Here is a 23,064-nt window from a genome sequence, read left to right on the forward strand (position 1 = left end):
ACGTTATCCGCCGGTCGACGGCACGCCCAGCGCCCGCGTGAAACCGGGTGGCACCAGGATGTCGCCGGGTCGCAGGTCGTGAATCGAGGAATGCCCCAGACCCATCAGCGCCGAGTCGATGCCGCCGCGCAAGATGTCGAGGACGTTCTCCACGCCCGGTTGGCCCGCCGCGGCCAGGCCCCACAGGTACGCCCGGCCGACCATCACCGCACGCGCCCCCAGCGCCACGGCCTTGACGACGTCGCTGCCGCGCCGGACGCCGCCGTCGAGCAACACCTCGACCTGATCGCCGACGGCCGCGGCTATCGCGGGCAGGGCGCGGATCGAGGCCGGGGTGCCGTCCAGGTTGTTGCCGCCGTGGTTCGACACCGAGATCGCCGAAACCCCCGCGTCCACAGCCCTTTTGGCATCGTCGACACGGATCACGCCCTTGAGCATGAACGGGCCGCCCCACAGTTCGCGAAGCCAGGCGATGTCTTCCCAGGTCGGCGGCGGCGTGCCCATCCACTCGCCGTAGGCCGCGAAGAAGGGGGGCCCGGGCTCGCCGCGGCGGCCCTGGTTGGGCACCCGCAGCTCGGGCGGCCGCATGGTCTTCGCCCACTGCAAAAACCACCGCGGCTTGGTGATGACCTCCGGGCTCATCTTGAGGATGGTCTTGAAGTCCATCTTTTCCGGGATCGAGGGGCTGCCCCAATCCCGGCCGTGCGAGAAGCTCCAGTCGGTGGTGACGATCAGGCCCATCGCCCCGGCCGCCCGGGCGCGCTCGACCCGTGCGGCGATCGCGTCGCGGTTACCCAGCCAGTACACCTGGAAGAACAACTTGGGGTTCGCCGCGATGACCTCTTCGATCGGCTTGCTGGCGAACGAGGACAGGCCCATGGCGATGCCGCGGGCGGCGGCGGCCCGCGCGACGGCCACCTCACCGTCGGGGTGCACCGCTTGCACGCCGGTCGGTGAGATCAGGACCGGCATCGAAATGTCCTGCCCCATAACGCTGGTCGCCATGTCGCGCTTAGCCGGCGCGCCGACGACATGGGGAGCGAAGCCGAGTTCGCCGAATGCTTCGACGTTGTCGGAGACGGTGATCCCCTTTTCGCTGGCCGAAATCAACGATGAATAGGCTGACTTCGGCAACCGCCGCTTGGCGCGTTGCTGCGCGATGGCGACGGTTTCAAACCATTTGTCGGCCATTGTCACACCGGGCTTTCATCACACATGCGCGCCGGTGGCGTCGCCGGCGTGACCGTCGGCGGGCGCAGCGACAGCGTCAGCGGCACCGGTTGACGGATCCGCTTCCCGCGGGAGTGGTCGGCCCGGGGGCGCGGCGTCTCGCGGTCGTGTTCCAGCGCCGACGCGCTGTGGCCCTGGACGCATTCGGGGTCCGGCCCGTCCAACGGCAGCCCGGTGAAGAATTTGGCGGCCATGCACCCGCCCCGGCAGCTGTCGTAGTGCCCGCAGCTGCCGCAGGCGCCCGCCGACTGCGGCTCGCGCAGCTCGCGGAACAGCGGGGCGTTTTTCCAGACATTGTCAAAACCACCGTCCGAGACCACGTTTCCGGCCAGGAAGCGGTCGTGGATGGCGAACGGGCAGGCGTACACGTCGCCCACCGGGTCGATCAGGCACACGACGCGGCCCGCCCCGCACATGTTCAGGCCGGCCAGCGCGCCGGACTGGCCGAGCGGGGCCAGGTGAAAGAAGGAGTCGCCGGTGAGCACCCGCTCACCCTTGGCGACCAGCCAGTCATACAACTGGACCTGTTGGTCTGCGGTGGGGTGCAGCTCTTCCCAGACGTCGGCGCCACGCCCGGAGGGGCGTAGCCGGGTGATCCGCAGCGTGGCACCGTAATGGCTTGCCAGCGCGGCGAATTCGTCGAGCTGGTCGACGTTGTGCCGGGTGACGACCACGGAGATCTTGGCGTCTTTGAAGCCGGCGTCGGCCAGATTCTCCAGCGCACGTACCGCCATGTCGAACGACCCGGGCCCGCGCACGGCGTCGTTGATCTCGGCGGTGGCCCCGTCCAGCGAGATCTGCACGTCGACGTAGTCGCTGGCCGCCAACCGCTCGGCAACCTCGGGCGTGATCCGGACGCCGTTGGTGGAGAACTTCACGCCGACGTGGTGGGCGGTCGCGTAGTCCACGAGTTCCCAAAAGTCCGGCCGCACAGTGGGTTCCCCACCACCGATGTTGACGTAGAACACCTGCATGCGTTCCAGCTCATCGATGATGTCCATGCACTGACGGGTGGACAGCTCCCGCGGGTCCCGCTTGCCCGACGACGAGAGGCAGTGCACGCAAGCCAGGTTGCAGGCGTAGGTGAGCTCCCAGGTGAGGCAGATGGGCGCGTCGAGCCCGTGCTCGAACTGCTCGATCAGCCGCGGTACGGCGGCTTGGGGCGGTGCGGTCATTGATGGTCATCCCGGGGCACCAGCATGTTGGAGTCGACGAGCACACCCAACGCGTGCAGGTAGGGGCCCTGCCCGGCGTCGCCGACGCCGGCCGCGCGGCAGGCGGCGCGGACATCGGGGTGGTCGGCCAGCGATTGCACCACCGTGAGGATGGTGCGGTTCTTCAGGAACGACAGCTTGCGCGTGCCGAAGTGATACAGCAGCGCGCCGAACGGTTCCGGCCGCACCGCCACCTGCGGGTGCAGTCGCCAGCCGCGATCAGGATCGAACACGGTGTCGCCGGCGGGGCGAGCCGCGCGAGCCTGCGCGGGCGCGGGCACGGTCAGTAGACCCCGCACATGCCGTCGATGGACACCTCTTCGACCAGGGTCTCGGTGACGAGTTGGGTGTCAGTTTCGGTCTCGTGGTCCACGGGGCCTTGCCTTTCGTCGGGTCTTGACAACGATGGGGTCTGAGTCACACTCGCCGCCAGAATATGGCATCGAGTGCCGAAATGGAAGGGCGGGGTCCGAAGATGCCGCAGCCGCGGGTGGGCAGGCGCCGTTCGACCACGCCGGGCCAGATCACCGATGTCGCCATCGACCTGTTCACCGCCCGCGGCTTCGCCGACGTGAGCGTCGATGACGTCGCCCAGGCCGCCGGCATCTCCCGCCGCACGCTGTTTCGCTATTACGCATCCAAGAACGCCATCCCCTGGGGCGATTTCGACACCCACCTCGCCCATCTACGGGACCTGCTCGACAACGTGGATGCCAGGGTGGGCGTGGGCGATGCACTGCGTGCTGCGTTGTTGGCGTTCAACACGTTTGACGAATCGGAGACCGCCCGGCACCGCAGGCGCATGCGGGTGATCCTGCAAACCGCTGAGCTGCAAGCGTATTCGATGACGATGTACGCCGGCTGGCGCGAGGTGATCGCCGGGTTCGTGGCGCGCCGTTGCGATTGCAAGACAACCGATTTGCTCCCCCAGACCGCCGCCTGGACGATGCTGGGGGTCGCGCTGTCGGCCTACGAACACTGGCTCAGCGATGAGTCCGTCCCGTTGCCGGTCGCCCTGGGCAATGCCTTCGACGTCGTCGGCGCCGGGCTGAACGGGCTGGACAATTGAGCGTCGAGCACCTGGTGCACACACTGCGAGCCCAGGGCAGGTTCTGTGCCTCGTCGGGCTCCGCGATGTATGGCGAGCTGTTCGAGCTGGTGGCCGGCGACGTCGACGCCGGCGGCGTGTTCGCCACCATCCTGTCCGGGCACCGGGACGCTCCGTCGCGCGACGCGGTCCCGCTTCGGCTGCTCGGCGGGCTGCACCGGCTGGTGCTCGACGGCCGGGCGGCGCGATTGCGCCGCTGGTACCCCAGCACCGGCGGGACCTGGGACGCGGGATCGGCCTGGCCGGAAATCCGCGACACCGCGGCCGGCCACATTGATGCGCTGCGCGCGGCATTGGGGCAACCACCGCAGACCAATGAGGTCGGGCGATCGGCCGCACTGATCGGCGGATTGCTGCACCTCGATCAATCCGCTTTGCCCATACGGCTTTTCGAGATCGGATCCAGCGCTGGACTGAACCTGCGAGCGGATCAGTACCGCTACCGCTTCGCCGGGAGCCAGTGGGGACCGGCCGACTCGCCGGTGACCATCGATGACGCGTGGCGCGGCGCGCTGCCGCCCGGGCGCGGGGTGCGGATCGTCGAGCGGCGGGGGTACGACATCGCGCCCATCGACGTCGCCGGCACGGACGGGGAGATAACCGTGCTCAGCTACGTCTGGCCCGACCAGGACGCGCGCCTGGCACGACTGCGCGGGGCCATCGAGGTCGCGCGCCGGGTCCCGGCCGCACTCGAGCGCCAGACGGCGGCCACCGCGGTGGCCGGCCTGCAGCTGGCCGACGGCACGCTGACCGTCCTGTGGCATTCGATCACCTGGCAATACCTGTCCGCCGACGAACGCGACGCGGTGCGCGCCCATGTGGACGCACTGGCCGCACGCGCGGATACGCGCTCACCGTTCGCCCACCTGACGATGGAGCCCGCACGCTCTGGTCCCGACGCATCGATCAGGTTCGAGGTGCGCGCTCGCAGCTGGCCCGACGGTGATTCGCGCGTTCTGGGCGAATGCCACCCGCACGGCCCGCCGGTGCATTGGCATTGACTCCACGCAGCCGAATTGCCGGACCATGTCCGGCAATTCGGTTGCGTAGACGTAGCGCGTACTAGGTTCCCATGAAGGTCATCGGGTCGTGCAGCACTCGCGTGCCGTCATGCAATCCGTCGATGGCCTCCATGTGCTCGGGCTCCAGGGTGAAGTCGAACACGTCCAGGTTCTGGGCGACGCGCGCGGGCTTGGACGACCGCGAGACGACCACGTTGTCCAACTGCAGGTTCCAGCGGACCAGCACCTGCGCCGGCGTGCGGCCGTACTCGGCGGCGATCGTCGTCACGGTCGGGTCCTCGAGCATCTTGCCGACGCCCAGCGGGCTGTAGGACTGCGTGGTGACGTCGTGTTGGGCGTGCGCCTGGCGCAGCTCGGCCTGGTTGAGGCGCGGGTGCAGCTCGACCTGGTTCACCGCGGGCACCTCGGCGGTCTCCTCGATGACGTTCGCCAGCAGTTCCTCGGTGAAGTTGCAGACGCCGATCGAGCGGACGTGCCCCTCGTCGCGGGCGATCTTCATGCCCTCGAAGCTCTCCACGTACTTGCCCAGCTTCGGCGCCGGCCAGTGGATCAGGTAGAGGTCGAGGTAGTCCAGCCCAAGTCGGTCCAGGCTCTCCTTGCATGACTCCTGGGCGCTGTGGAAGCCCTGCCTCGAGGTACCCAGCTTCGTGGCGACGAACAACTCCTCACGCGGGATGCCCGACGCGGCTATCGCACGCCCGACGGCTTCTTCGTTTCCGTAGGAGGCAGCGGTGTCGATGAGGCGGCAGCCAGCCTCCAGGGCCGCGAGTACCGAGCTTTCCGTTTCCACATCGGACAACTTGGCTACCCCCAAGCCAAGTACGGGCATCTTCGCCTCGTCGTTGAGGGCGACGGTCGGAATCGCGCTGGGAGCGCTGTATATCTCATCAATCACTGTCACTTGTCAATCACCTGCCTGCCAAGTTGGGTGCTGGGTTATCTGGGTTAGAACGATTCAGTGGCAGCCGTTAAGCCGAGCCGTTTAAGCCAACCCATTGCATTGCGCAATGGCCCAACATCGTTCGCTTGGCGACAGTAACGGAGCTCGGCAACCGATGCACCGGAATCGACGAGCACGGTCGTCGCAGCAAAAATCATCGGGGATCCGAGTTACGCTTTTCCAGCACAATAGGTTTGGCATCGCCCTGCTGGCAATTTTGTGACACCTACTACAGGCGCCTCGCGGTGCCCGCCATCGCGGGCTTCAAAACATTCACGTCGGGTGATGTGCATCACCATCGAATTGGCTTGTGCGGCATGTCCAATTCGTGGCTAAAACCCCAGGAAGACGGTGGTCCTGCGCCGGAAATATTGAGGTCTAAGCGTTTTCGATCGACATGCGACCCACCGGGGTGCATGTGACGCGAAATCGCTTACCCCTTATGCTCAAAAAGCGCCGAACGCACGCCAACACCGGAAGCGAGGCAAATCCTTCCCATGAAGACAATGCAAGAGCTTTTCGAAATTGCCTGGCAAGCAACGCAAATCGGTGCCACCACGCTCAAGAAATCGCAGCCGAGTTCGGTGCAGCACAAGGGCGACCGCGACCTGGTAACCGACATCGATCTCGCGATCCAGCGCGACATCGCCGACTACCTGGCCCAAACCACGCCTGACATCGCATTACTGGCCGAAGAGTCCGAGGAACAGCCGGACATCGAAACGTCTGAGTGGCTCTGGGTGCTCGACCCCATCGACGGAACATCGAACTTCGTCCACGGGCTTCCGCTGTGCGCGGTATCGCTGGCCCTGCTCCGCGGTGGCCGCACCGTCGTCGCCGTCACCCACGCTCCTCTGCTCGGCAAGACCTACCACGCCATCGACGGCAAGGGCGCGTTCCTGGGCGGCCGGCGGATCACCGCCAGCGCCGCCGACAGCCTCAGCGGGGCCATCGTGTCCCTCGGCGACTACGCCGTCGGCCACGACGCCGGCAGGCTGAATCAGCAGCGGCTGGCGCTGACCGCTGAGCTGGTGCCCCGCGTCGAGCGCATCCGCATGATCGGGGCGGCGACGCTGGACCTCGCCTTCGTCGCCGAGGGCGCCCTGGACGCGTGCGTGATGATGTCCAACAAGCCCTGGGACACCGCGGCGGGGACGCTGATCGCCCGCGAAGCGGGGGCGCTGCTCACCGATGCGCAGGGCAATCCGCACACCCACAAGTCCGCGTCGACCGTCATCAGCGCGCCCGGCATCGCCGAGCAGCTCGCCACGGTCATCCGGAACAGCGAGGTCTCGGGCGACCGGTACGCGGCCGCCGTCGGCTGAGGCAGGACAGCCGAATAGGCGGTCAGCTCAGCATTTCGGCGATCGGCACGGCCGCGGCGATCTTGGCGCGGACCTTCATGACCTTGCCGGGCATCCCGCCGCCGACCACTCCGACCAGGGCGCCGTCGCGTTCGTAGTAGGCCAGGAACTTGCGGCCGTCGTCCTCGACGACGTGGACGATGTCGCCGGCCTCCGGCTCGCCCAGGCACTGGATCTTGACGTCGTACTGGTCGCTCCAGAAGTAGGGGACGACCACCACCGGGGGAACGTCCTGCCCCAGCATCGCGGGCACCACGGCGCGGGCCTGGTCGGCGACATTGCTCCAATGTTCCACGCGCCCTTGATGTCCCGTCGCGTCCCGCCAGGACGCGACATCGCCGAGCGCCCACACGTTCGGCGCGCTGGTGCGTCCCGCCTGATCGCAGATGACGCCGTTGTCGACGGTGACGCCGCTGCCCTCGAGCCATTCGGTCGCCGGGCGCGACCCGATGCCGACCACCACCAGGTCGGCCGTCAGCTCGGTGCCGTCGCTCAGCACCACCGCCTCGACGCGCGTGTCACCGCGCACCTCCGCCACCCCGACGCCGAGGCGCACGTCGACGCCTTCGGCGCGGTGCAGCCGGGCCACCAGCTCGCCGATCTGCTCGCCGAGCACCGCGGCCAGTGGGGTCGGCTGGGGCTCCACCAGCACCACCTCCACGCCCAGGCTGCGCAGGCTGGCCGCCACCTCGCAGCCGATGAAACCGGCGCCGATGACGACCGCGCGCCGCGCCGCCGACGCGTGCTCGCGTAGCGCCAGGCACTCGTCGAACGATCGCAGCACCCGGATGCCCTCCAGATCGGGAATCGCCGGGATGCGTCGCGGTCGGAGTCCCGTGGCGATGACAAGTTCGTCGTAGCGCAGTGTCGTCCCGTCGTCGAGCGTCACCGTCTGCACCGCGGTGTCCAGACTGCGGGCGGCAGCCCCGAGGCGCAGGGTGATGCCGTTCTCGTCGTACCACTCGCGCGGTTTGAGCGCGGTGTCGTCGACCTCTTTGCGCAGCACCTCTTTCGACAGCGGCGGGCGGTCATACGGCAGGTGAACCTCGTCGCTGACGATCGTGATGGGCCCCGAGTACTCCGATTTGCGCAGCTGCTCGGCGGTGCGGGCGGCGGCCAATCCGCCTCCGACGATCACGATTCCGTTGGTGGCGCTTTCGTCACTACTCACGTGGAGTTCTTAGCACGATGGCCGGTCAGTACTTAAGGGCACCCTTATCCACGGGGATCTGCGTGCCGGTGAGCGTGCCCGACCCGTCGCCGGCGAGCCATGCCACGACGTGGGCGACTTCGTCGGCCGCCATGAAACCGTTGGGCTGCACCGGCATTGGGGGGAAGCTGTGCACGAAGCTGGGATGCCTGGCAAATATCTCCATCATCGCTTCCGGCTCGATCATCGGGGTCTCGACCGAGTACGGATGGATCGAGTTGACCCGGATGCCGTATTCGCCGAGCTCGATCGCGAGCGTGTTGGTCAACGCGGTGAGCCCGTGTTTGCTCGCCGAGTAGTGGCCGTTGCCCGGCGTGGCCTTGAGTCCCGCCGACGAGCTGACGACCACGATGGAACCGCCGTTGCCCGCCTCGATCATCGCGGGCACGGTGGCGCGCAGCGTGCGCCAGGTGCCGGTCAGGTTGACGTCGATGACCGCGTCCCACTGCTCATCGGTGAGCTCCCAAATGCGGCCCCAGCTCAGCACTCCGGCGTTGGCCACCACGATGTCGAGCCGGCCGAACTGCTCCATCCCGTCGGCCACCAACTCGCGCAGCGCGGCGTCGTCGCGGACGTCGACCTCGCGGGCCAGGATCTTGCGTCCCTGGCCTTCCACCAAACGTGCGGTCTCGTCGAGGTCATCGCGGGTGGCGGGCGGATAGGTCACACTCGCGGACGCCGGCCCGCAGATGTCCAGCGCGATGATGTCGGCGCCCTCGGAGGCCAGCCGCACCGCGTGCGACCGCCCCTGCCCGCGGGCCGCCCCGGTGATGAATGCCACCCGTCCCTGCAGTGATCCGGCCTGTCCAGCCACGTGTAACCCCTTCGACCGCCGATAGATCAAGCCAGGCTAGCAGCGAAACTGAAACGTGTTCTAATTCGCCCGTCGGTGGCCGGACGAGCCCTCAGATTTCGGAGATGATCTGCGCGCGCCGGCTGTTGTATTCCTGCTCGGTCAGCGCGCCACTGGCGTGCAGATCGCTCAGCTCCTGCAGCCGCGCGGCGATCGACGGTTCGGGTGGCGTGACGACCGCCGCCGGAGCTGCCGCCCCCGACTGGACGCCGGCCCCCGGTTGGGCGGCCGGCGTCTGTTGCTCGGCCGCGCGGCGCACCACCGCCTGAATCTGGCCGCGCAGCGCCGGGTTCGACCGGATATCGACCATCCGGTCGAGCGGAACGTTGTTGGCCTTGAGGACCTGCAGGATCTCCATCAGGGGGCCCGCCTGTCCGCTCAGGTCGTAGGTCCGGTTGTCCTCGGCCACCGTGAACTGCGCGGGCACCAGACCGTTGACCAAAGCGCTTCGCTCCCAGTCGATCCGGTACTCATTGGTGGTGGGGTTGACCAGGACCACCACCTTGCGGGCGTTGAGGTTGCCGAGCCGGGTAACGCTGGCGATCACGCGGTCTTCGCTGTCGAACGGCAGGAATCCGGGGCCGGCGATGTGCAGGTGCACCTTGACGACCTGTTGGTTGTTGACCCACGTCCCCGTTTCGGTGATGCCGGTGATCTGCGCGAGCGCCAGCACGCCGCTCTGCTCGAGCGCGGCCGCCTTCGCCGACGACTTGGCGCCATAATTGGCCAGTGCGAGCGCGACCAGCACGTCGGCCGCGGTGATCAGCAGGCCGACGTAGAACATCCACTGCAGCAGGCTGTCGAGACCCATGACGAAGTACACGACCAAGAAAATCGGCCCGACGAGGCCGCCGCACAGCAAAACGACCAACTGTGCCTTCAGGTAGCGCGCTAACACTTGCCCCTCCTCGGCTTGCTGGGGATTTCGTGTCAGATTAGCGTTCGGAGTGGCCCCGCGAACGCGATACGCGCAAACCGATTTCAGCCGCTTAGCGGCGGTCGCAAACGCGGCCCCCGCGGTCGCAAGCGCGGCGTAGCCGGGCGCAGCGGGCCGCCGCATCGTCGAGCCGGGCGCAGCGGGCCGCCGCCATCAAGCTGGCGGATCGGGCGGCATGATCGGTATCCGGCGCACGGGCGGCGCAGCCGACTGTGACGCCGTCGGCGAGTGCGGCGCCGTGCGCGGCGATACCGGCAGCGTCGTGGCGGGAGAGGCCTGCGGCGCCACCTCCGCCTGCATGGGTGCGGCCGCGCTGGTCGGCGGTGCCGACGCCGTGGGCTGGACGGTCGCCGGGGAACCGGCCGGTGTGTAGGCCGGCGGCGCCACCCGCGCCGGCCCCGCCGGTGCGGTGGCCGAGGCCAGGGTGGCTCCCGCCGGCGCCGCGGCGACCGGGGTACCGGCCGGTGCAGGTGCCGCGGCGGCCGCCGCCGCCGTCACCGCCGCCGCCAGGGGCCCCGCGGGCGCGGTCGGCGCGGAGGCGCCCATGGCCCCGGCCGTCATCGTCGGTACCTGCGCGGCCATCGACGCGGGCGCCGCCGCGGTCTGCAGGGGCGTGGCGTTGGCCGCCTCGGTGACGGCGTACTGCATCGCGCCGCCGTTCATCAGCTGCACGAATTGGCTATGGAAGGCGGCCGCCTGAGCGCTGAGCGCCTGATAGACCTGGGAGTGGGCGTCGAACAGGGCGGCGATACTCGCCGACACCTCGTCGGCGCCGGGGGCGAGCACGCCCGACGTCGGCCCCAACGCCGCCGTGTTGGCGGAGGTGATCGTCGACCCGATCCGGGCTAGATCCGTCGCGGCAGCCGCAACGAATTCGGGAGTCGTTTGAACGAACGACACCGGCACCTCCCCGCCACGCCTACGGTCACCGAACTATGCGCAAAATCCTAGTCCAGGCCGCGCCGCGCCCGCATCATTTCAGCGCCCTGATCCGGTCCGGCGATGCGCGCAGCGGACAAGGCCCGGATTGCCGAGTGGCAATCCGGGCCTTGAACGGACTCAGTACTGACTCAGTAGCGAACTACTTGATGATCTTGACGACCCGGCCGGCGCCGACGGTGCGGCCACCCTCGCGGATCGCGAACCGCAGACCGTCGTCCATGGCGACGGGCTGGATCAGCTTCACCGAGATGTTGGTGTTGTCACCGGGCATCACCATCTCGGTGCCCTCCGGCAGCGTCACCACACCGGTCACATCCGTGGTGCGGAAGTAGAACTGCGGACGGTAGTTGTTGAAGAACGGCGTGTGCCGACCGCCCTCGTCCTTGGACAGGATGTAGACGCTGCCCTCGAACTCGGTGTGCGGCGTGGTGGTGCCGGGCTTCACGACGACCTGACCCCGCTCGACGTCCTCACGCTTGATACCGCGCAGCAGCAGACCGACGTTGTCACCGGCCTGACCCTGGTCGAGCAGCTTGCGGAACATCTCCACACCGGTGACCGTGGTCTTGGTGCTGGTCGGCTTGATCCCGACGATCTCGACTTCCTCGTTCACGTTGATCACGCCGCGCTCGACACGACCGGTGACCACGGTGCCACGCCCGGTGATGGTGAAGACGTCCTCCACCGGCATCAGGAACGGCTTCTCGGTCTCGCGGACCGGGTCCGGGATCGACTCGTCGACGGCCTCCATCAGGTCCTGAACGGACTTGACCCACTTCTCGTCGCCCTCGAGCGCCTTGAGCGCGGAAACCCGCACCACCGGGGCGTCCTCGTCGAACTCCTGGGCGGCCAGCAGCTCGCGGACCTCCATCTCGACGAGCTCGAGCAGCTCCTCGTCGTCGACCATGTCGGCCTTGTTGAGGGCGACCAGGATGTAGGGCACGCCGACCTGACGGGCGAGCAGCACGTGCTCACGGGTCTGCGGCATCGGGCCGTCGGTGGCCGCGACCACCAGGATCGCACCGTCCATCTGGGCCGCGCCGGTGATCATGTTCTTGATGTAGTCGGCGTGCCCCGGGGCGTCGACGTGGGCGTAGTGACGCTTGTCGGTCTGGTACTCCACGTGCGAGATGTTGATGGTGATACCGCGCTGACGCTCCTCGGGCGCGTTGTCGATCTGGTCGAACGCGCGGGACTCGTTCAGGTCCGGGTACTTGTCATGCAGAACCTTGGTGATAGCCGCGGTCAGCGTGGTCTTGCCGTGGTCAACGTGACCAATGGTCCCGATGTTGACGTGCGGCTTCGTCCGCTCGAACTTCGCCTTCGCCACTTCTGTGTCCTCCTGGACTAGTTGGTGCTTGTTAAAGCAGTGTTGGTGTTTTCAGTTGTGCCGCGCCCCAGGCTTTCCAATGACCCGGCAAGATTACTCCGCTGCTGGGCGTTACTGGCCCGTCGCCTTCGCGATGATCTCCTTTGACACGTTCGCCGGCACTTCGGCGTACGAGTCGAAGACCATGGAGTAGTTCGCCCGGCCTTGGGTCTTGGACCGCAGGTCGCCGACGTAGCCGAACATCTCCGACAGCGGCACATGCGCTTTCACGACGCGCGCACCGCTCCGCTCCTCCATGGCCTGGATCTGGCCACGGCGGGAGTTCAGGTCGCCGATCACGTCGCCCATGTAGTCCTCGGGCGTGGTGACCTCGACGGCCATGATCGGTTCCAGGATGACCGGCTGCGCTTGCGCCGCAGCCTTTTTCAAAACCTGCGAACCGGCGATCTTGAAGGCCATTTCCGACGAGTCGACCTCGTGGAAGGCCCCGTCGAGCAGGGTGACCTTCAAGTTGACCAGCGGGTAGCCGGCCAGCACGCCGTACTGCATGGCGTCCTGCGCGCCGGCGTCCACCGACGGGATGTACTCGCGCGGGATGCGCCCACCGGTGACCTTGTTCTCGAACTCGTAGGTCGCACCGTCCTCGCCGTGGAACGGCTCGAGGCTGATCAGCACCTTGGCGAACTGGCCGGAGCCGCCGGTCTGCTTCTTGTGGGTGAACTCGACCTTTTCCACCGTCCGCTTGATGGTCTCCTTGTAGGCGACCTGCGGCTTGCCGACGTTGGCCTCGACCTTGAACTCGCGGCGCATCCGGTCCACCAGGATGTCCAGGTGCAACTCGCCCATCCCACCGATCACGGTCTGGCCGGTCTCTGCGTCCTGGTGCACCTTGAAGGTCGGATCCTCCTCGGCGAGCTTTTGGATCGACAGGCTCAGCTTCTCCTGGTCGCTCTTGGTCTTGGGCTCGATGGCCACCTCGATGACCGGGGCGGGGAAGGTCATCGACTCCAGCACGACCTGCTGGTTCGAGTCGCTCAAAGTGTCACCGGTGGTGGTGTCCTTCAGCCCGATCACCGCATAGATGTGACCGGCCGAGGCGGTCTCCACCGGGTTCTCCTTGTTGGAGTGCATCTGGAACAGCTTGCCCAGCCGTTCCTTCTTGCCCTTGGTGGCGTTGATGACCTGGCTGCCGGAGTCGACCTTGCCCGAGTACACCCGGACGTAGGTCAGCTTGCCGAAGAACGGGTGCGTCGCGACCTTGAAGGCCAGCGCGGAGAACGGCTCGTCGGTGGACGGCGTGCGGGTGACCTCTTGGTCCTCCTTGCCCGGCGCGTGCCCGACGGCCGGCGGCACGTCCAGCGGCGAGGGCAGGTAGTCGATCACGGCGTCGAGCATGGGCTGCACGCCCTTGTTCTTGAACGCGCTGCCGCACAGCACCGGGTAGGCCTCCGAGCTGATGGTCAGCTTGCGGATGGCGCCCTTGATCTCCTCGACAGTGAGTTCTTCGCCGCCGAGGTACTTCTCCAGCAGCGCCTCGTCGGTCTCGGCGACGGCCTCGAGCAGCTTGGTGCGGTACTCCTCGGTCTTCTCGGCGAGCTCGGCCGGGATGTCGATGGTGTCGTAGGTCTCGCCCAGCTTGGTCTCGCCGCGCCACACCTTGGCGTTCATCTCGACCAGGTCGACAATGCCCTCGAAGTCACCCTCGGAGCCGACCGGCAGCTGAATCGGGATGACGTTGGCGCCGAGGCGCTCCTCCATGGTGCGGACCGAGAAGTAGAAGTCGGCCCCGATCTTGTCCATCTTGTTGACGAAGCAGATGCGCGGGACGTCGTACTTGTCGGCCTGCCGCCAGACCTGCTCGGACTGCGGCTCGACACCTTCCTTGCCGTCGAAGACGGCCACGGCACCGTCGAGCACGCGCAGGCTGCGCTCCACCTCGACGGTGAAGTCGACGTGCCCGGGGGTGTCGATGATGTTGATCTGGTTGTCTTTCCAGAAGCAGGTGGTGGCCGCGGAGGTGATGGTGATCCCCCGCTCCTGCTCCTGCTCCATCCAGTCCATGGTGGCGGCGCCGTCGTGTACCTCACCGATCTTGTAGCTGATACCGGTGTAGTAGAGGATGCGCTCGGTCGTCGTCGTCTTGCCGGCGTCGATGTGCGCCATGATGCCGATGTTGCGGACCTTGGTGAGGTCGGTCAGCACGTCCTTCTGTGCCACAGAAGTCTTCCCACTCTTTCGATTGCTTGGTTGCTGTCTTTCGCGGTCAGGCCAGCGCCCCGGCCCGCGCGCCGGAGAGACCTACCAGCGGTAGTGCGCGAAGGCGCGGTTGGCCTCGGCCATCTTGTGGGTGTCCTCACGTCGCTTGACGGCGGCCCCCAGACCGTTGCTGGCATCCATGATCTCGTTTGCCAGGCGCTCGACCATGGTCTTCTCCCGGCGTTGCCGCGAGAAGCTGACAAGCCAGCGCAGTGCCAGCGTGGTGGACCGATCCGGACGCACCTCGACCGGCACCTGATACGTGGCACCCCCGACGCGGCGGCTGCGCACCTCGAGGGCGGGCTTGACGTTGTCGAGAGCACGCTTGAGCGTGATCACGGGATCGGTGCCAGTCTTGTCCCGAGCTTGTTCGAGCGCACCATAAACAATGCGTTCGGCGAGCGATTTCTTCCCCTGCAGCAGGACTTTGTTCACCAGCTGGGTGACCAGCTGTGACCCGTAGACCGGGTCATTGACCAACGGACGCTTCGGCGCGGGCCCCTTGCGCGGCATCAGCTCTTCTCCTTCTTGGCACCGTAACGGCTGCGAGCCTGCTTGCGGTTCTTGACGCCCTGGGTGTCGAGCGAACCGCGGATGATCTTGTACCGGACACCAGGCAGGTCCTTCACCCGGCCGCCACGCACCAGGACCATCGAGTGCTCCTGCAGGTTGTGACCCTCGCCGGGGATGTAGGCGGTGACTTCAACCTGGCTCGTCAGCTTCACGCGGGCAACCTTCCGAAGCGCGGAGTTCGGCTTCTTCGGAGTGGTGGTGTACACGCGGGTGCATACGCCACGACGCTGCGGGCTGCCCTTGAGAGCCGCGGTCTTGACCTTGGCGACCTTGTCCCGGCGACCCTTGCGGACCAGCTGCTGAATGGTTGGCATCTACCGGCTTTCTCTGTTCGTGTTCGGCATACTTCTGGCGTCTTCAAGTCTGTGTACTGCAGTTATGTCCGTCCGCGTCACCCCGCGTCCGGGTGTGTCGCATGCGCTGCGCACCGGACTTAGTCCGATGCATCGTGGACACGCGAATTTGCCCGGCATTCACTTCCTTACGGTTAGGCGCCGTAAGCCGCCAGGCACGAGGAACCACAATACCCGCCGCCGGTCTCGCAGGTCAAAGCGGCGGCTAACCCCTGGCGCCGTCGTGGGCGGTGCGCCGTTCCAGGCCCGCGGCCAGCCGCAGCACCATGTCGGAGAACAGCGCGTCGGTGTCGATGTCGTCCATGACACCGGTCATCTCCAGCAGCACGAAGCCGTGCAACGCCGACCAGAACTCGAGCGCCGCATGGAAGGCGGCGTCGCCATCGAGTCCGTAGGAGGACAGCACGGCGATCACCGGTGCGGCCGCGCCGCGGGTCGCGGCCGCGTATTCGGGATCGTCACCGCCCAGCGGCATCCGGGTGAAGGCCGAGTAGCGGCCCGGATGATGGTGGGCATAGCTGCGATACGCGCCCGCCATGACGAGCACGGCGTCGTCACGAGCGCGACCCTCGCCCACCCGGTTGAGCATCGTGATGATGTCGTCGATGACCCGAATCCGCACCGTGCGGCGCAGATCCTCCAGGCTGTCCACGTGGTTGTACAGCGACGGCCCTTTGGTGCCCAGCTGCGTCGCCAGCGCGTTGATGGTCAGCGCGTCCCAGCCCTCGCGATCCAGGAACGTCAGCGCGCCGTCGACGATGCCGTCCCGGCTCAGTTTGGTCAGCCGAGAGCCGGGGCGACCCGCGCGTTGGCGCCCGGCCGCCGACGGCGGTTCCGGTTGAACTGCCATGGCGGTCGCCCTTCGTCGCGGGAACGTGTTGCGGTTAACTAATGACTCTAGTTGACGGTTGTTCGGACATTAGTCTCCCCGGAGGGACATGAGCGCCCCGCGAAGGAAAATAAATTCTGCCATCGGGCGGGCAAATGCACGTAATGTCATCCTTGGCTCATTCGAGCAGACGACCCGTCCAAAAGGGGGGCCCGCAGTGAAGTGGACAGCTGTCGCCGGGTCACTGGCCACCTGCGTCATCGCCGTCGTCGCCACCGCAGCCTCACCGGGGCTCGCGCAGGCCAAGAACGGCGACACCCATGTCATCGGCGAGGACATGGAGCAGACGGTCGACTGCAACGACGCCACGCTGCTGGTCAACGGCTCCTTCCTCACGGTCACCGCGCTAGGTAACTGCTACGCCGTGACGGTGATGGGTTCGTCGAATGTGGTTATCGCCGACTCGGTTTCACATGACATCACGGTCTACGGCCACGACCAGACGGTGTTGTACAAGGGCGGTCAGCCGTTCCTTTGGGACCGCGGCCGTGAATTGGGCATGACCAACCGGCTCCAGCAGGTGCCGGGCTGAGGCACCATACCGAGGGGAATCAGAAAACGATGCGCGTCCATATCTTCGCTTTGGCACCGGTGGCCGCGGCCCTGGTGCTGGCCGGCTGCAGTTCGACGGCCAACCCGCCGGCTGGGTCGTCGACGACCACCACGAAGAGCAGCGCGACGACGAGCGCCGGCGCCGCGCCGACGACGGGATCGAGCGGGCCGAGCACCACCGCCTCCCTCGAGATCGGGAACACGGTGAACTACGGGTCGATGGGCACCACCACCAACCTCGACTGCGCGAGCGGCAAGTCGCTGAACGTGGCCGGTTCCGACAACACCCTCACCGTCACGGGCACCTGCGCGACGGTGAACATCGGCGGCACCAACAACAAGATCACCTTCGACAAGGTCGAGACACGCATCACCGTGCTGGGGATGGACAACACCATCACCTACAAAGACGGTGATCCCAAGGTCGACAACCTCGGCTCGGGCAACACGATCAACAAGGGCAGCTGACCGCCCGGGCGGCTAACCGGCGCCGGCGCCGTGCCGTCCCGCGCCCGCGGCGAACCGCCCGGCTCCTTCGTTCGCCTCGGCGGCCACCCGGGAGATGCTGGCGAATTCGAAGTCGAGCGCCTCGGATTCCGTTGTCCCCCATTGATGTAGCGCTGAGAGCCGGTCCGAGCGCAGGCACTGCTGCGGCAACGCCGCGAGTTGTCCTGCCAATTCCTCTGCGGCCTGGCGTGATTGGCCCTTGGGGACCACCCGATTCGCCAACCCGATGGCCTGGGCTTCGTCTGCGCCCACGGCGCGACCGGTGAGAATCATATCCATCGCGCGGCTATGGCCGATCAGCCGCGGCAGCCGCACGGTGCCGCCGTCGATCAGCGGGACGCCCCAGCGCCGGCAGAAGACCCCGAACACGGCGTCCTCCTCGGCCACCCGCAGATCGCACCAGACGGCCAATTCCAGACCCCCGGCGACGGCGTAGCCGCTGACCGCGGCGATGACGGGTTTGGACAGCACCATCCGCGTCGGCCCCATCGGGCCCGGGCCGCTCCGGTGCACAGCGTTGGCTTCGGGTGTGCCGAATGCCTTCAAATCGGCTCCGGCGCAAAATGTTCCGCCGTCGCCCCACAACACGGCCACCGACGCGGTGTCGTCGCGCTCGAACTCCTCGAAGGCGCCATACAGCGCGGCGGCCGTCGGGCCGTTGACCGCGTTGCGCGCCCCCGGCCGGTCGATGATCACCGTGGTCACCGGGCCATTGCGCTCGACGCGCACCGGATCACTCATGTCGCCTCCGCACATAGTGGTTCGCGCCGCTGCAGCAGTTCAGCGGCGAAGTCGTGGTAGGCCGCCCGCAGCGCGGCGCCGGGCCAGTCGGACGGCAGGAGTTCGTCGGGCAGGACGGGGTCGGCGAGCAGGTGCCGGACAGTCGCCGCGGCCACCACGAACCGGCCGGGAATGTCCGGCGCGGCGGTCATTTCGTCGAGCAACCGGTGCCCGGCCTGCGCCCAGGCGGGCAGGTCCCACAGCCGCGTGGCCAGCTCGGCGGGGTCGTCGTCGCGGGCGCGCAAGACCCGGACCCTGGCCGTCACGTCGGGGCCGAGCTCCGCGTCGATGTTGTCGGGCCGCATCCAAACCCCCTCGCGCAGCTCACCAAAGCGCTTGCCGTGCATGGCAGTTCGCAGCGCAGCGCGGGTGCGGGCGTCGTCTCCCACGCTGGTCACGATCAGCGTGATCCACTCCCCGTGCCAGGGGCGCACGCGAGGGTCGATGGCATCGTCCTGGCGCCGTTGGCGGGCGAGTAGGCGATCCGAGAGCCGATAGCCGTCCGCGTTGCGGACCAGGTCGCCAGCACCGACCATCCGGGTCAGCGCAACCCGCAGCGCCGACTCCTTGATGCCGAAATCCGAAGTGAGCCTGACCAATTCGCTGGCGCGGGCGTGCGCCGGGTGGGCGCCGAGCAGCACGCTGAGGACGACCGACCGTGCCGTCATGTCCGGCATGGCTACACTCCGGACGCCCGGCGGCCGTGGTCGCCGAACGGTTCGTCGCGATGCCGTACCGCCTCACGGAATCCGTGCTCGACCGCGTCGGCGACGAACGCGTGGCCCTCGGGCGTGTGGCGGGCGACGCCGTCGAATACCGTGCTGACCATCCTGCTGGTGGCCACTCCCTGTTGCAGCAGAGCGGAATTCAGTGCGAGCTTGACCATGATCAGCTGGTTGACCGGCACCGCGGCGATCCGCTCGACCAGCCGCTCGGTGCGCTCGTCGAGGTCCGCCGGTTCCGGCGCCTCGATCGCCCATCCCCACTCGGCGGCCTGCGCGCCGGTGATGCAATCGCCGGTGAACAGCAGTCGTTTGGCGCGCTGGTCGCCGAGGCGGTGCGCCCACAGGCCCGCGGCCGGCACGCCCCACACCCGGGTCGGCGGGTACCCGATCTTGGCGTCGGCGGAGGCGATCACCTGGTCGGCGTGCAACGCGATGTCGGTGCCCCCGGCCACGCAGTAGCCGTGGATCTTGACCACCGTGGGCTTGTCGGCGTGCATAAGGCTGGAAAACCCCCGCACGAAGCGGCTCATCATCTGGTAGTCGATCATCGGATCCCAGGGCTGATCCGCCAGATGGTTGACCGCCTGGGTCTTTCCGTCCAGCACCGTGCCCGCGTAAGCGCCGGTGCCACCGGCCGTGCCGGTGCGGTCGGCGTAGGCGCTCAGGTCGAAGCCCGCGCAGAAACCCTCGCCGCGACCGGACACCAGGATCACGTGCACGCCGGGATCGAGGTCGGCGCGCTCCACCAGCGCCGAGAGCTCCAGCGGAGTGTCCGCGACGATCGCGTTGCCCTTCTCCGGCCGGTTGAAGGTGATGCGCGCAACCCGGTCCGTGACCTCATAGGTCATCGTTTTGAGGTTGTCGAAGTCGACCGGCCTGATCGCGTGCGTCATGAGCGCCGCTCCGCCCCGCAAGCGGGCGGTGCCCCCGCCTCGTCGCTCATTTCCCTGTCGTCGGCGGCGCGAGTCATCCCTTTACTAGAGCACGCTCGAGAATCGGCGCGAGGTCGAGCCCGTCCGGCATGGTGCCGAACGCGCCGCCCCACTGGCGGTCGAGCCGGGTCGTCAAAAACGCCTCGGCGACGGCGGGATGGCCGTGGCGCACCAACAGCGAACCCTGCAGCGCCAGGCAGATGTCTTCGGCGACCTTGCGCCCGCGGTAGGCGATCGTCTCCAGGTTGGCCAAGTCCGCTCGTAGCCGCCCGACGTGGTTGCCCAGGCGGGGGTCCTGACCCGCGCTGTCGGCGATTTCGTCGAACAGCACCTCGATGCATTCGGGGCGAGTCGCCATGGCGCGCAACGTGTCCAGCGCGCTGACGTTGCCCGAGCCCTCCCAGATGCCCATCAGCGGCGCCTCCCGGTACAGCCGCGGCATGCCGGAGTCCTCGACGTAGCCGTTGCCGCCCAGGCATTCCAGCGCCTCGGCGGCGTGCGGGGTGGCGCGCTTGCACACCCAGTACTTGCTGGCCGCCAGGCCGATCCGGCGCAGCAGCGTTTCCTTCTCGTCGCCGCGCACGGCTTTGTCGGTGGCGCCGGCCATCCGCATCGCGACCATGGTGGCCGCCTCCGCCTCGACGGCCAGGTCGGCCAGCACGTTGCGCATCAGCGGCTGGTCAATGAGATAGGCGCCGAAGGCCTTTCGGTGCTGGGCGTGATAGATGGCGCGGGTCAGGCCGGTGCGCATGCTGGTGGCGCTGCCCAGGGTGCAGTCCAGCCGGGTGAGGTTGACCATCTCGATGATGGTGGGCACGCCGCGGCCCTCCTCCCCCACCAGCCAGGCGATCGCGCCGTCGTATTCGACTTCGCTGGAGGCGTTGGCGTGGTTGCCGAGCTTGTCCTTGAGCCGCTGCAGGAACATCCGGTTGCGGGTGCCGTCGGGCAGCACGCGGGGCAGCATGAAACACGACAACCCTCGGGGTGCCTGCGCGAGCACCAGGAAGATGTCGCACATCGGGGCCGAGGTGAACCACTTGTGGCCGGTCAGGCTGTAGGTCCCGTCGGCGTTGCGAGTCGCCTGCGTGGTGCCCGCACGCACGTCCGAGCCGCCCTGCTTCTCGGTCATCGACATGCCCGCGGTGATGCCCGCTTTGGTGGTGGCCGGCTTGAGTTCCGGGTCGTATGCGCGGGTGGTCAGCAACGGCTCGTAGACCTTGGCCAGCTCCGGGTTGTGGCGCAGCGCGGGCACCACGGCATACGTCATCGAGATCGGGCAGATGTGCCCCGGCTCGACCGTCCACACCGAGGTCTTGGCGGCGCGGACGACGTGCGCGCCCGGGCGCTCGTCGGCCCAGGGCGCGGCATGCATGCCGTGGCCGATCGCCGCGCGCATCAGTTCGTGGTACGCGGGGTCGTATTCGACCTCGTCGACGCGATGGCCGTTGCGGTCGTGGGTGTGCAGGATGGGCCGGTTGCGGTCGGCGAGCTCACCCCACCGCTGCGCCTCGCGGCTGGCCGTCAGCGCGCCGACCTCGTTCACCTCGTCCAGGCCCCACTGGCCGCCCTCGCGGATCAGGGCCTCGATGAGCACCGCCGAGGTAGCGGGGTTGTGGTCTTCCAGGGGTGGGACCTGGTTGGTGACGACATGGGTATCCGACATGTCCTCAATATTACATTTTTCCGACAGTTGCACAAGAGCTGTAATGGTCAGCGTGGGTGGGCGGCGAAGAACTGCCACAGTTCTCGCGTCGCGAAATCCGGCCACTCGTGGCCGCCGCCGTCGACCGTGAGGAGCGCAACGCCGCGGCCGTCGGCGCAGTCCGCGGTCGAGGTGGTGACCGGGCCGTCGGCGGCGGTGGACGGGGCGCCGCACCGATCGACGTTGCGCCAGAACGCATTCACGTTCGGCACGGGGGGGCCGTTGATGACGCTGTAGCCCGGCCCGCCGCCATAGGGCACCAGGTCGTCGGCGGTGCCATGAATGTGCATGACCGACATCGGGTGCGGCGTCGGGCAAGCGTTCAGTTGGGTGCCCGCGACCGGGCCGATCGCCGCGAAAATCTCGGTGGTGCACGCCAGCGTGTAGGACATGATGCCGCCGTTGCTCATGCCGGTCGCATAGACCTTGGCGGCGTCGATGCCGACGTTCTTGGCGATGTCAGCGACGGCCGCTGTGATGAAGCCGACGTCGTCGACGCCTTCTCGTCCGGACCGGCCGCAGCAGGTTTGCCCGTCGACGTTCCAGGCATGGTCGAGCCCGTCGGGGTAGGCGACGAAGAACTTCCCCGAATCGGCCAATCCGTTCCAGCGGTAATCCTTTTCGGCTTCCCTGGCGCTTCCCGACACGCCGTGCATCATGACCACCAGCGGGGCCGAGGCGGGCACTCCCGCGGGCTTGTACAGCCGGTAGCTGCGATCGAGCTCACCGACCTTGAGGTGGTGGACGCTGGTGCCGGTCACGAAGGCCGACGGCAGGCTGGCGACGCCGGGGAAGCAACCCGCGATCGTCAGGACAACAGCCAGGAGCGTGGGGAGTCGGCGCAGCATGGATCAAAGGTAAGCGCTGGCCCTGGTCTCAGCCGCCTGTTTTCTCCCGCAGGAACGCGATGTCGTCCTTGCGGCCCTCGTCGGCGGTTTCGCAGATGACCGGGGCGTCGGCGGCCTTGACCACCGCGGCGAGCAGCTCGGGATCGATCTGCCCGGTACCGAAGTTGGCGTGCCGGTCGGCACCCGAGCCCGCCGCGTCCCTCGAGTCGTTGCAGTGCACCAGGTCGATGCGGCCGGTCAGCGCCTTGATCCGGTCGACCGCGTCGATCAGCTGCTCACCGGCGGCCCAGGCATGGCAGGTGTCCAGGCAGAACCCGATTCCCTTGTCGCCGATGTGATCCCACAGCCGGCCGATGGTGTCGAAGTGGCGGGCCATCGCATGGTCGCCGCCGGCGGTGTTCTCCAGATAGACCTGCACGTCCGTTTCCAGGTAGTCCAGGGCCTTGACCCACCGCTCGAAGCCGGCGTCCATGTCATTGTCGTCGGCGTGGCCGCCGTGCACGATCACCGCCGTCGCGTTGATGGCCGCGGCCGCGTCGCAGGTGTCTTGCAGAATCTTGCGCGACGGGATGCGGATGCGGTTGTTTGCCGAGGCCACGTTGATCAGGTACGGCGCATGGACGTACAGCGGAATGCTCGACGCCTTGAGCGCCTCGGCGTCGTCACGCGGCTTGGGCTTCTTCCAGCTCTGCGGGTTGCCGAGGAAGAACTGCACCACGTCGGCGCCGTCGGCCTGCGCGGCGGCCAAGGGATCGTCTTGGTGGACATGCGAACCGATGAGCACGTGGCCAGTGTAG

Annotated in this window: 25 protein-coding genes; 5 read left to right on the plus strand and 20 right to left on the minus strand. The window is 67.5% G+C overall.

Annotated elements, in window-relative coordinates; all coding sequences use genetic code 11:
• Positions 1–3: 3 nt before the first annotated feature.
• From mftD to mftA, 4 genes are read right to left on the minus strand one after another with little or no spacing between them, the layout of a single operon-like run.
• Complete coding sequence (mftD, locus tag A5775_RS04890) at positions 4–1,191, minus strand: pre-mycofactocin synthase MftD (RefSeq protein ID WP_067248428.1); 1,188 nt, start codon at positions 1,189–1,191, stop codon at positions 4–6.
• A gap of 2 nt (positions 1,192–1,193) precedes the next feature.
• Positions 1,194–2,405 (minus strand): mycofactocin radical SAM maturase, encoded by a 1,212-nt coding sequence (mftC, locus tag A5775_RS04895; RefSeq protein WP_067248431.1) that lies wholly within the window; start codon positions 2,403–2,405, stop codon positions 1,194–1,196.
• On the minus strand, positions 2,402–2,743 hold the full coding sequence (gene mftB / locus A5775_RS04900) for a mycofactocin biosynthesis chaperone MftB (RefSeq protein WP_197512356.1): 342 nt from the start codon (positions 2,741–2,743) through the stop codon (positions 2,402–2,404). The genes mftC and mftB overlap by 4 nt, the downstream gene beginning before the upstream one ends.
• Positions 2,728–2,817, minus strand: a complete 90-nt coding sequence (gene mftA, locus A5775_RS04905) for a mycofactocin precursor MftA (protein WP_007773607.1) — start codon at positions 2,815–2,817, stop codon at positions 2,728–2,730. The genes mftB and mftA overlap by 16 nt, the downstream gene beginning before the upstream one ends.
• A gap of 102 nt (positions 2,818–2,919) precedes the next feature.
• On the opposite strand from mftA, the gene mftR reads away from it, so the two are divergent.
• Together mftR and A5775_RS04915 are read left to right on the plus strand one after the other, a co-directional pair.
• Positions 2,920–3,513: a mycofactocin system transcriptional regulator gene (mftR, locus tag A5775_RS04910; protein WP_067248967.1), complete on the plus strand. Its 594-nt coding sequence runs from the start codon at positions 2,920–2,922 to the stop codon at positions 3,511–3,513.
• Entirely contained in the window at positions 3,510–4,553 is a 1,044-nt protein-coding gene (locus tag A5775_RS04915) for a DUF2332 domain-containing protein (RefSeq protein ID WP_067248437.1), read from the plus strand. Before mftR ends, A5775_RS04915 begins: the two co-directional genes overlap by 4 nt.
• A gap of 61 nt (positions 4,554–4,614) precedes the next feature.
• Here A5775_RS04915 and A5775_RS04920 read toward each other — a convergent pair whose 3' ends face one another.
• Positions 4,615–5,475 (minus strand): aldo/keto reductase, encoded by an 861-nt coding sequence (locus tag A5775_RS04920; protein ID WP_082952880.1) that lies wholly within the window; start codon positions 5,473–5,475, stop codon positions 4,615–4,617.
• A gap of 536 nt (positions 5,476–6,011) precedes the next feature.
• Between A5775_RS04920 and A5775_RS04925 the strand changes: the two genes are divergently transcribed.
• The gene (locus tag A5775_RS04925) at positions 6,012–6,839 is read left to right on the plus strand and encodes an inositol monophosphatase family protein (RefSeq protein WP_067248439.1); all 828 of its coding nucleotides are present in this window, start codon (positions 6,012–6,014) and stop codon (positions 6,837–6,839) included.
• Between the two features lie 22 nt (positions 6,840–6,861).
• Here A5775_RS04925 and A5775_RS04930 read toward each other — a convergent pair whose 3' ends face one another.
• The 9 genes from A5775_RS04930 to A5775_RS04970 form a co-directional block, all read right to left on the minus strand.
• On the minus strand, positions 6,862–8,049 hold the full coding sequence (locus tag A5775_RS04930; protein WP_067248442.1) for an NAD(P)/FAD-dependent oxidoreductase: 1,188 nt from the start codon (positions 8,047–8,049) through the stop codon (positions 6,862–6,864).
• A 25-nt stretch (positions 8,050–8,074) separates the two neighbouring features.
• The gene (locus A5775_RS04935) at positions 8,075–8,902 is read right to left on the minus strand and encodes a mycofactocin-coupled SDR family oxidoreductase (RefSeq protein ID WP_067248444.1); all 828 of its coding nucleotides are present in this window, start codon (positions 8,900–8,902) and stop codon (positions 8,075–8,077) included.
• A 91-nt stretch (positions 8,903–8,993) separates the two neighbouring features.
• Positions 8,994–9,839, minus strand: coding sequence for an SHOCT domain-containing protein (locus A5775_RS04940; protein WP_067248446.1), 846 nt, complete (start codon positions 9,837–9,839; stop codon positions 8,994–8,996).
• 192 nt (positions 9,840–10,031) lie between these two features.
• Positions 10,032–10,778: a PE family protein gene (locus tag A5775_RS26105; RefSeq protein WP_197512358.1), complete on the minus strand. Its 747-nt coding sequence runs from the start codon at positions 10,776–10,778 to the stop codon at positions 10,032–10,034.
• A gap of 181 nt (positions 10,779–10,959) precedes the next feature.
• Positions 10,960–12,150: an elongation factor Tu gene (gene tuf / locus A5775_RS04950; RefSeq protein ID WP_067248450.1), complete on the minus strand. Its 1,191-nt coding sequence runs from the start codon at positions 12,148–12,150 to the stop codon at positions 10,960–10,962.
• A gap of 111 nt (positions 12,151–12,261) precedes the next feature.
• Positions 12,262–14,367: an elongation factor G gene (fusA, locus tag A5775_RS04955; protein WP_067248455.1), complete on the minus strand. Its 2,106-nt coding sequence runs from the start codon at positions 14,365–14,367 to the stop codon at positions 12,262–12,264.
• An 81-nt stretch (positions 14,368–14,448) separates the two neighbouring features.
• A complete protein-coding gene (gene rpsG / locus A5775_RS04960) occupies positions 14,449–14,919 on the minus strand; it encodes a 30S ribosomal protein S7 (protein ID WP_065046088.1) in 471 nt (156 codons plus the stop codon).
• Positions 14,919–15,293, minus strand: a complete 375-nt coding sequence (gene rpsL, locus A5775_RS04965) for a 30S ribosomal protein S12 (RefSeq protein ID WP_007767794.1) — start codon at positions 15,291–15,293, stop codon at positions 14,919–14,921. The genes rpsG and rpsL overlap by 1 nt, the downstream gene beginning before the upstream one ends.
• Positions 15,294–15,537: 244 nt before the next feature.
• Positions 15,538–16,182: a TetR/AcrR family transcriptional regulator gene (locus A5775_RS04970; RefSeq protein ID WP_067248458.1), complete on the minus strand. Its 645-nt coding sequence runs from the start codon at positions 16,180–16,182 to the stop codon at positions 15,538–15,540.
• Positions 16,183–16,378: 196 nt separating this feature from the next.
• On the opposite strand from A5775_RS04970, the gene A5775_RS04975 reads away from it, so the two are divergent.
• Together A5775_RS04975 and A5775_RS04980 are read left to right on the plus strand one after the other, a co-directional pair.
• Positions 16,379–16,753, plus strand: coding sequence for a DUF3060 domain-containing protein (locus A5775_RS04975; RefSeq protein WP_067248460.1), 375 nt, complete (start codon positions 16,379–16,381; stop codon positions 16,751–16,753).
• Between the two features lie 29 nt (positions 16,754–16,782).
• Positions 16,783–17,241 (plus strand): DUF3060 domain-containing protein, encoded by a 459-nt coding sequence (locus tag A5775_RS04980; protein WP_067248462.1) that lies wholly within the window; start codon positions 16,783–16,785, stop codon positions 17,239–17,241.
• Between the two features lie 12 nt (positions 17,242–17,253).
• On the opposite strand, the gene A5775_RS04985 is transcribed toward A5775_RS04980, so the two are convergent.
• The 6 genes from A5775_RS04985 to A5775_RS05010 all read right to left on the minus strand — a co-directional run bounded on the left by A5775_RS04985 (position 17,254) and on the right by A5775_RS05010 (position 23,051).
• A complete protein-coding gene (locus A5775_RS04985) occupies positions 17,254–18,021 on the minus strand; it encodes a crotonase/enoyl-CoA hydratase family protein (RefSeq protein ID WP_067248970.1) in 768 nt (255 codons plus the stop codon).
• Positions 18,018–18,737, minus strand: coding sequence for a PaaX family transcriptional regulator C-terminal domain-containing protein (locus tag A5775_RS04990; RefSeq protein ID WP_067248467.1), 720 nt, complete (start codon positions 18,735–18,737; stop codon positions 18,018–18,020). Before A5775_RS04990 ends, A5775_RS04985 begins: the two co-directional genes overlap by 4 nt.
• Before the next feature lie 2 nt (positions 18,738–18,739).
• Entirely contained in the window at positions 18,740–19,678 is a 939-nt protein-coding gene (locus A5775_RS04995; RefSeq protein WP_067248471.1) for a crotonase/enoyl-CoA hydratase family protein, read from the minus strand.
• Between the two features lie 73 nt (positions 19,679–19,751).
• On the minus strand, positions 19,752–21,380 hold the full coding sequence (locus A5775_RS05000) for an acyl-CoA dehydrogenase family protein (protein WP_067248474.1): 1,629 nt from the start codon (positions 21,378–21,380) through the stop codon (positions 19,752–19,754).
• A 47-nt stretch (positions 21,381–21,427) separates the two neighbouring features.
• The gene (locus A5775_RS05005) at positions 21,428–22,267 is read right to left on the minus strand and encodes a PHB depolymerase family esterase (RefSeq protein ID WP_067248478.1); all 840 of its coding nucleotides are present in this window, start codon (positions 22,265–22,267) and stop codon (positions 21,428–21,430) included.
• 28 nt (positions 22,268–22,295) lie between these two features.
• On the minus strand, positions 22,296–23,051 hold the full coding sequence (locus tag A5775_RS05010) for a deoxyribonuclease IV (protein ID WP_067248483.1): 756 nt from the start codon (positions 23,049–23,051) through the stop codon (positions 22,296–22,298).
• Positions 23,052–23,064: the final 13 nt, after the last annotated feature.

The sequence above is a fragment of the Mycobacterium sp. 852002-10029_SCH5224772 genome (assembly GCF_001667315.1).
GTDB lineage: Bacteria > Actinomycetota > Actinomycetes > Mycobacteriales > Mycobacteriaceae > Mycobacterium.

Excerpts from the sequence above, each read along its gene's own strand:
- A5775_RS04925 (WP_067248439.1), top strand. The coding sequence starts at position 6,012 with ATGAAGACAATGCAAGAGCTTTTCGAAATTGCCTGGCAAGCAACGCAA.
- A5775_RS04990 (WP_067248467.1), bottom strand. The coding sequence starts at position 18,737 with ATGCCGGACATGACGGCACGGTCGGTCGTCCTCAGCGTGCTGCTCGGC.
- mftR (WP_067248967.1), top strand. The coding sequence starts at position 2,920 with ATGCCGCAGCCGCGGGTGGGCAGGCGCCGTTCGACCACGCCGGGCCAG.
- mftC (WP_067248431.1), bottom strand. The coding sequence starts at position 2,405 with ATGACCGCACCGCCCCAAGCCGCCGTACCGCGGCTGATCGAGCAGTTC.
- A5775_RS04985 (WP_067248970.1), bottom strand. The coding sequence starts at position 18,021 with ATGAGTGATCCGGTGCGCGTCGAGCGCAATGGCCCGGTGACCACGGTG.
- A5775_RS05000 (WP_067248474.1), bottom strand. The coding sequence starts at position 21,380 with ATGTCGGATACCCATGTCGTCACCAACCAGGTCCCACCCCTGGAAGAC.
- A5775_RS04995 (WP_067248471.1), bottom strand. The coding sequence starts at position 19,678 with ATGACGCACGCGATCAGGCCGGTCGACTTCGACAACCTCAAAACGATG.
- A5775_RS05005 (WP_067248478.1), bottom strand. The coding sequence starts at position 22,267 with ATGCTGCGCCGACTCCCCACGCTCCTGGCTGTTGTCCTGACGATCGCG.
- mftD (WP_067248428.1), bottom strand. The coding sequence starts at position 1,191 with ATGGCCGACAAATGGTTTGAAACCGTCGCCATCGCGCAGCAACGCGCC.
- rpsG (WP_065046088.1), bottom strand. The coding sequence starts at position 14,919 with ATGCCGCGCAAGGGGCCCGCGCCGAAGCGTCCGTTGGTCAATGACCCG.
- rpsL (WP_007767794.1), bottom strand. The coding sequence starts at position 15,293 with ATGCCAACCATTCAGCAGCTGGTCCGCAAGGGTCGCCGGGACAAGGTC.
- A5775_RS04970 (WP_067248458.1), bottom strand. The coding sequence starts at position 16,182 with ATGGCAGTTCAACCGGAACCGCCGTCGGCGGCCGGGCGCCAACGCGCG.
- A5775_RS04980 (WP_067248462.1), top strand. The coding sequence starts at position 16,783 with ATGCGCGTCCATATCTTCGCTTTGGCACCGGTGGCCGCGGCCCTGGTG.